Origin of the sequence: Xanthomonas nasturtii (assembly GCF_001660815.1) — a bacterium.
Taxonomy (GTDB): domain Bacteria; phylum Pseudomonadota; class Gammaproteobacteria; order Xanthomonadales; family Xanthomonadaceae; genus Xanthomonas; species Xanthomonas nasturtii.
In genome coordinates, this window is record NZ_LYMI01000065.1 from 1 (window position 1) to 6,613 (window position 6,613).

The following is a 6,613-nucleotide window of genomic DNA, read 5'->3' on the forward strand; positions in this document are numbered from 1 at the left end:
GGCGTGAGTGATAACAGCATCGCCATCTGCGCCAGCACACGCGCATCCAAGGTGTCGGTCTTGGCTAGTTGGCCGATGGCCTTGGCAAAGTCACGCGCCTGGCGAGGGTTCACACGCGCCACCGGCAAGCCGGCCGCATGCAGCGCATCCAGCGCTGCCAGTTCGTAGCCGCCCGTGGCTTCCAGTACCACTTGGTGCAGCTCCATGTGTCCCAGCCAGCTGCGCAGCTGGCGCAGACCTGCCGCCGTGTTGGGGAAGCGCCGCTCGCCCTTGCAGCCATGCACATGCACATCCAACCACTGCTTGCTGACATCGATACCTACGCCGTATGCCATGGAAAAACTCCGCTATGCTCGAAGGGTCGAGAGCTCTCCTGGGCTGCCCAGCCTGATCGTTACGAGTGCCAACTCCAGCAACTGTTCGGGCGTTTGCCAGGAGATCCCGGCGTGGCGACCTCGCTCTCCCGCGGTTGTTTAGACCTGTGGGTTATCGGTCGACCACGCCGGCTCTCGACACCTAATCTGGCAGATCGCCAAGAGATAAGGGGTTGGGGTGAGGGTGCGGGGCGAAGCCCTCTTGCACCCAAAACGCACGAGGCTTCGCTCGTACCCTCATCCGCCCCTGCGGGGCACCTTCTCCCGGCGGGAGAAGGATCAGGCAGCGGCTCTTATCCTTTGGTCGTAGATCGGCAGCGGTCGCCAGCTCATGCATACCGGCAGGCCACGCGCTTGGCAGACATCGGCTTGCTTCGACATTGCTGCCCAAATGCCACGGCGCTGCAGTTCTCGCTGCCCGCTTATTCAAGACCTCCCCAGCGCGCTCGCCACCGGCCTGCATCGCGCCCGCATCGCGCCCGCGCGCAAGATCACCACGCGCTTCCTCGCCAAACCAACCGCAACAACACCCCGCGCACAACACCGTCCCATTCCATACGCACCCGTAGCGAGGAATGCCAACAGGTGCGTGCGGTACACTTGGGGGTTCACGAATTCACGATGTCGACACACCCGCGGGGTGTGTCCCCCCGGGAGCGCTAATGAACTGGTTGAACGAAGTGCTGCACAACGATCCGAACCCGCTCGAGACGCAGGAGTGGCTCGAATCGATCAAGGCCGTCATCGACGTCGAAGGCCCGGAGCGCGCCCATCAGCTGCTGGAAGGCATGGTCGAACAGACCCGCCGCGCCGGCGCCTACCTGCCGTTCTCGCCCACTACCGAGTACGTCAACACCATCGCACCGGCCAACGAGGCCAAGCACCCCGGCGACTCCGCGCTGGAGTGGAAGATCCGCTCGATCATCCGCTGGAACGCCATGGCCACGGTCGTGCGCGCCAACCGCAAGCCGGGCGACCTGGGCGGCCACATCGCCTCGTTCGCCTCCAGCGCCACCCTGTACGACGTGGGCTTCAACCACTTCTGGCGCGCGCCCTCGGACAACCATCCGGGCGATCTGCTGTTCATCCAGGGCCATAGCGCGCCGGGCATCTACGCCCGCGCCTTCCTGGAAGGCCGCATCAGCCAGGCCCAGCTGGACAACTTCCGCATGGAAGTGGACGGCCAGGGCATCTCGTCCTACCCGCACCCGTGGCTGATGCCCGAGTTCTGGCAGACCCCCACCGTGTCGATGGGCCTGGGCCCGCTGGCCGCCATCTACCAGGCGCAGTTCATGCGTTACCTGGAAAACCGCGGCCTCATCGAAAAGTCCGACCGCAAGGTGTGGTGCTTCATCGGCGACGGCGAGTCTGATGAGCCAGAAACCCTCGGCGCCATCGCGCTGGCCGGCCGCGAAGGCCTGGACAACCTCATCTTCGTGGTCAACTGCAACCTGCAGCGCCTGGACGGCCCGGTGCGCGGCAACGGCAAGATCATCCAGGAACTGGAAGGCGTGTTCCGTGGCGGCGGCTGGAACGTGATCAAGCTGCTCTGGGGCGGCTACTGGGACGCCCTGCTGGCCAAGGACACCAATGGTGTGCTGACCAAGCTGATGATGGAAACCGTCGACGGCGAATACCAGAACTGCAAGGCCTTCGGCGGCGCCTATACCCGCGAGAATTTCTTCGGCAAGTACCCGGAGACCGCGGCCATGGTGGCCGGCCTGTCCGACGACGACATCTGGCGCCTGAACCGTGGCGGCCACGACCCGCACAAGGTGTACGCCGCCTACCACCAGGCCGTGAACACCACCGGCATGCCTACCGTGATCCTGGCCAAGACGGTCAAGGGCTACGGCATGGGCTCGGCCGGTGAAGCGCTCAACCCCACCCACCAGACCAAGAAGCTGGACGACGCGGCGGTCAAGCACTTCCGCGACCGTTTCAACATTCCGGTCACCGACGCCCAGCTGGAAGACGGCCAGGTGCCGTTCTACCACCCCGGCGAAGATTCCCCGGAAGTGCAGTACCTGAAAGAACGCCGCAACGTGCTCGGCGGCTTCCTGCCTTCGCGCCGTCCCAAGGCCAGCAAGTCGTTCGTCGCGCCCACGCTCGACAAGTTCGAGCGCCTGCTCAAGGACAGCGGCGAGCGCAGCTATTCCACCACCATGTCGTTCGTGCAGAGCCTCAACATTGCCCTGCGCGACAAGGAACTGGGCCCGCGCATCGTGCCGATCGTGGCCGATGAGGCGCGCACCTTCGGTATGGAAGGCATGTTCCGCCAGATCGGCATCTATGCCCCGTTCGGCCAGAAGTACAAGCCGGTCGATGCCGACCAGCTGATGTACTACCGCGAAGACCAGACCGGCCAGGTGCTGCAGCAGGGCATCAGCGAGCCGGGCGCCATCGCCTCGTGGATGGCCGCCGGCACCAGCTACTCGGTGTCCGACGTGCCGATGCTGCCGTTCTACATCTACTACTCCATGTTCGGCTTCCAGCGCGTGGGCGACATCGCCTGGCAGGCAGCGGACATGCGCACGCGTGGCTTCCTGCTCGGCGGCACCGCCGGCCGCACCACGCTCAACGGCGAAGGCCTGCAGCACGAAGACGGCTTCAGCCAGGTCATCGCCGGCTCCATCCCCAACGTGCGTAGCTACGACCCGACCTTCGGCTTCGAAGTCACCGTCATCATGCAGCACGGCATGAAGGCGATGATGGAAGACCAGATCGACGAGTACTACTACATCACCCTGATGAACGAGAACTACGCCCACCCCGGCATGCCGGACGGCGCAGCCGAGGGCATCATCAAGGGCATGTACCTGCTCAAGGACGCCGGCAAGCCCAAGAAGGGCGAGCTGCGCGTGCAGCTGCTGGGCAGCGGCACCATCCTGCGCGAAGCCATTGCCGCGGCCGAGCTGCTGGACAAGGATTTCGGCGTCACCGCCGACATCTGGTCCTGCCCCAGCCTCAACGAAGTGCGCCGCGACGGCTACGCCGTGGAACGCTGGAACCGCCTGCACCCGGAGGCCGAACAGCGCAAACCCTACGTTACCCAGCTGCTGGAAGGCCGCCAGGGCCCGGCCATCGCCGCAACCGACTACGTGCGCGCCTTCGCCGACCAGATCCGCGCCTTCGTCCCGATGACCTACACCGTGCTCGGCACGGATGGGTTCGGTCGCTCGGATACGCGTGCCAACCTGCGCCGGTTCTTCGAGGTCGATCGTTACTACATCGCGCATGCGGCGATTGCCGCGCTGGCTAAGGATGGCAAGATGACGGGCAAGGATGTGGCCCGGGCGATCAAGCAGTACAAGATTGATCCTGAGAAGGCTAATCCGGTCGGGGCTTGATTTTTCAGCCGGGGGTGAATAGGCGAGGGGGTAGCAATTTGCTACCCTTTCTTCTGTGCAGAAGGGGTATTCATGGAGGAGAAATGCCAAAAAGGTTCGCATTCAGGCAAATTGATAGGCGTGATTTAGCACTCATTCTTGCCGATAGGGAGATTCGGTCCAAGAATCATGTATATGCGCAGTCATGCCATCAGACAAGCCACGCGCAAATCGTTGGATTTAGGGGAACGCCTGCGTTTTCGTTGCCGTATGGGGGCGTTGTCAACGACTACGTTCAGTTCTATTTATCGCCTGTGACTGCGTTTTCGTTCGTGATACATAAGGGTAATGTTGAAGTTAAGAGCCCTGCAGGGGATCTTTTGGGCATGTCCTCAATCAATGATCGACTATTTTTGGTGGTAGAGGTTGCGGAAATTTACGCGCACGGTTTTCAGGCTTGCTTTAGTAACTATGCTTTGAACTCTATGGCGCCAATGCCCGAAGTTGTTGCTGAATTGGGTATGCTGGAATCACATGTGAAATGGCCTTTGTTCGATGAGTCTCCGATGGTGGCCAAGATTCCGGAGATTGGCTACGAAGGGGTCTGTCAGTATTTTGGGGATTCTCCATTGCCCATAAGCCGGCAAAACCGTAAGAGTGCTAGAATGGCTGAGCTCTTAGTGAAGAGTACAGTGCCTACTGATTTGATTCGTTGTATAGTAACCCCGAATGAAACGGCTTATAGAGAGGCCTTGGTATTGGCGCGTGCGCATGGTTTTGGCGGATCCATCATCAATAACCCGGGTTGTTTCGTCTGATGAATGATATGACCTTCAAGGCGGGTGATATGTTTCTAACGAATGCAGATGCTATCGTTAATACTGTGAATTGCGTCGGTGTCATGGGCAAAGGCGTGGCTCTGGAGTTCAAGCGGCGTTGGCCGGAAAATTATAAGTTTTATAAGAAAGCCTGTGACAAACGCGAGCTGCGCCCTGGCAAAATGTTAACTTACGATCGCGGTAGCATTTTTGATTCAGATCGGCCTCGATTTTTAATCAACTTTCCGACCAAGGATCACTGGCGATCGAAGTCGAAGATTGAATACATCGAGGCCGGCTTGGATGCTCTTATTGATGAAATAATAAGTAGATCAATCAAATCTATCGCTCTTCCCCCGCTTGGCTGTGGTAATGGCGGGCTGGACTGGGCTGTTGTAAGGCCGCTGATCATCCAAAAGTTGTCAGTATTGTCCGGTGTTCGCGTTGAGGTATACGGGCCTCTTGGTGAAGGCGTAGACCCGGAATATCTAGACGTGTCGGCGAAAATGACGCGTAGTAGAGCAATCTTCATCAAATCCATTGCTTCTCTAGAGCCCAGATTTGGCGGATCTGTTGATCGTTTGTCATTGCAGAAACTTGCGTACTTTTTACAATATCTCGGGATTCCGTTTAACTTGGAATTCAAGAATAGTCTTTATGGGCCATATTCTTCCACGCTTAAAAAGGCGCTTGTTAAGCTTGATAAGTGGCGATACTTATCCGGATACATCGACGGAAATAGAAGCGCCAGTGTTACTAGCGCGGGATATGCCGCCGCAGATGAGTATATTCGCGTGCATGGATTGAATGAAGATATTGTTGAAAAGCTAGCGCATCTTTTTCAAGGCTACGACAGTCCTTACGGTCTTGAACTACTTTCCACCACGCACTTTAACGCATCTCGAGGATTGGCGTACGGTGGTGGCGACTACCCTACTGATAGTTCCGACGCATATAGAAAGAATGTTTTTCCGCTGCATGAAGTTAAAGCTGCGCGGGATCGCTTGATCGAAGATGGTTTGCTGGATCTCGAAGACTTTTCTGAAAAAGATATCGGTTGATTTTTTGTGGATCTAGGGGATCTCCGAATAAAGCACGGTAGATGCGCAACACTATTGCCCAGAGCTAGGAATCATCCATGCAACTGACGTTTGGTGACGCTGAGGGTCTGGGCAAGCGCAAGCAGACCCGCCGCGAGATCTTCCTGGCCGAGATGGAGCAGGTGGTTCCGTGGCAGCAATTGCTCGGTCTGGTCGGCCTAGCTATCGATTTAAGTGGTGTTGTAGGTGGCAAGCATAGTTATCAGCAAGAAGCTTTGCAGTCGTCCGCCATATTGGTCCAAAATTCTCTGCATCGCCTGAGCTCCATCTCTAGCAAAAGCTCAATTTGATATTGGAAAAAAAGCGCCTTTTTCGATTAAGGTCCATATCGAAATTATGTTCACTTGACTTGATTTACGTCAAATCTCGAATGGTTCTGCGGCTGCGGTCTTCCGTTGCCATTTTTGTGAAAAGTGTTCAAGCGTTTCATTGCAAAACGCGGCGGCACCACTAATGTCTGGAAGCAAGCTGCCGCCATGGATATTCATCAGTCGTAGATGGGACAAAATCTGAGGTCTGAGCCTCTCAGCGATATCTATACAAAAAATAAAACTACGGTCTTCGCCATGAAAAATAGTAGGCAGCCAATTCTCAAGCCTGAAGTACAGAGGCTTATGAATAAAGCAGCCAACTTGACTTAACATTCTTGGGATATGATTTGTCATCGGGTCTACAAAGCGCACCTGAACTTCCCGATCTTTGTCGGCGTTGTAAATAGTCGCCCCTGAAAAACCCCTAACCACATCCATTGCAGGCCATCCCCCGCATTTTCGGCGTGCTGGAACTGCCAGTTTTCGTTAATGTACGCACTGGTTTCTGGCAGTTTTCGCCCATGCGTACACGCCGTCCTGCCGCCGAGCAGTTGCCTGCCGATGAGTTGTTTCGTTCGCGTCTGGAAAACCAGATCGACCTGCGCCATCCACTGGTTCAACTAAGCCATCGGCTGCCGTGGAGTGCGTTGGAGCAGGCGCTATCGCCACGATTGCCGGCCA

The 6,613-nt window shown here is 57.4% G+C and carries 5 protein-coding genes and 2 pseudogenes; 5 read left to right on the forward strand and 2 right to left on the reverse strand.

The window, feature by feature from the left end; genetic code table 11:
- The coding region (locus A7D16_RS18570) for an IS110 family transposase (protein WP_153043122.1) at positions 1–335 on the reverse strand (335 nt) is incomplete at its 3' end.
- A 701-nt stretch (positions 336–1,036) separates the two neighbouring features.
- On the opposite strand from A7D16_RS18570, the gene aceE reads away from it, so the two are divergent.
- The 4 genes and pseudogenes from aceE to A7D16_RS22700 form a co-directional block, all read left to right on the forward strand.
- Complete coding sequence (gene aceE, locus A7D16_RS18575; protein ID WP_064634724.1) at positions 1,037–3,724, forward strand: pyruvate dehydrogenase (acetyl-transferring), homodimeric type; 2,688 nt, start codon at positions 1,037–1,039, stop codon at positions 3,722–3,724.
- A gap of 83 nt (positions 3,725–3,807) precedes the next feature.
- Entirely contained in the window at positions 3,808–4,521 is a 714-nt protein-coding gene (locus tag A7D16_RS22030) for a DarT ssDNA thymidine ADP-ribosyltransferase family protein (RefSeq protein ID WP_082925872.1), read from the forward strand.
- A complete protein-coding gene (gene darG / locus A7D16_RS22035; protein WP_204377182.1) occupies positions 4,521–5,582 on the forward strand; it encodes a type II toxin-antitoxin system antitoxin DNA ADP-ribosyl glycohydrolase DarG in 1,062 nt (353 codons plus the stop codon). The genes A7D16_RS22030 and darG overlap by 1 nt, the downstream gene beginning before the upstream one ends.
- Positions 5,583–5,659: 77 nt before the next feature.
- A pseudogene (locus A7D16_RS22700) lies at positions 5,660–5,809 on the forward strand (IS5/IS1182 family transposase); the annotation flags it as partial.
- A 171-nt stretch (positions 5,810–5,980) separates the two neighbouring features.
- On the opposite strand, the gene A7D16_RS23295 reads toward A7D16_RS22700, so the two are convergent.
- Positions 5,981–6,370, reverse strand: a complete 390-nt coding sequence (locus A7D16_RS23295) for a hypothetical protein (RefSeq protein WP_153043195.1) — start codon at positions 6,368–6,370, stop codon at positions 5,981–5,983.
- 83 nt (positions 6,371–6,453) lie between these two features.
- On the opposite strand from A7D16_RS23295, the pseudogene A7D16_RS22040 reads away from it, so the two are divergent.
- A pseudogene (locus tag A7D16_RS22040) lies at positions 6,454–6,613 on the forward strand (IS5/IS1182 family transposase); the annotation flags it as partial.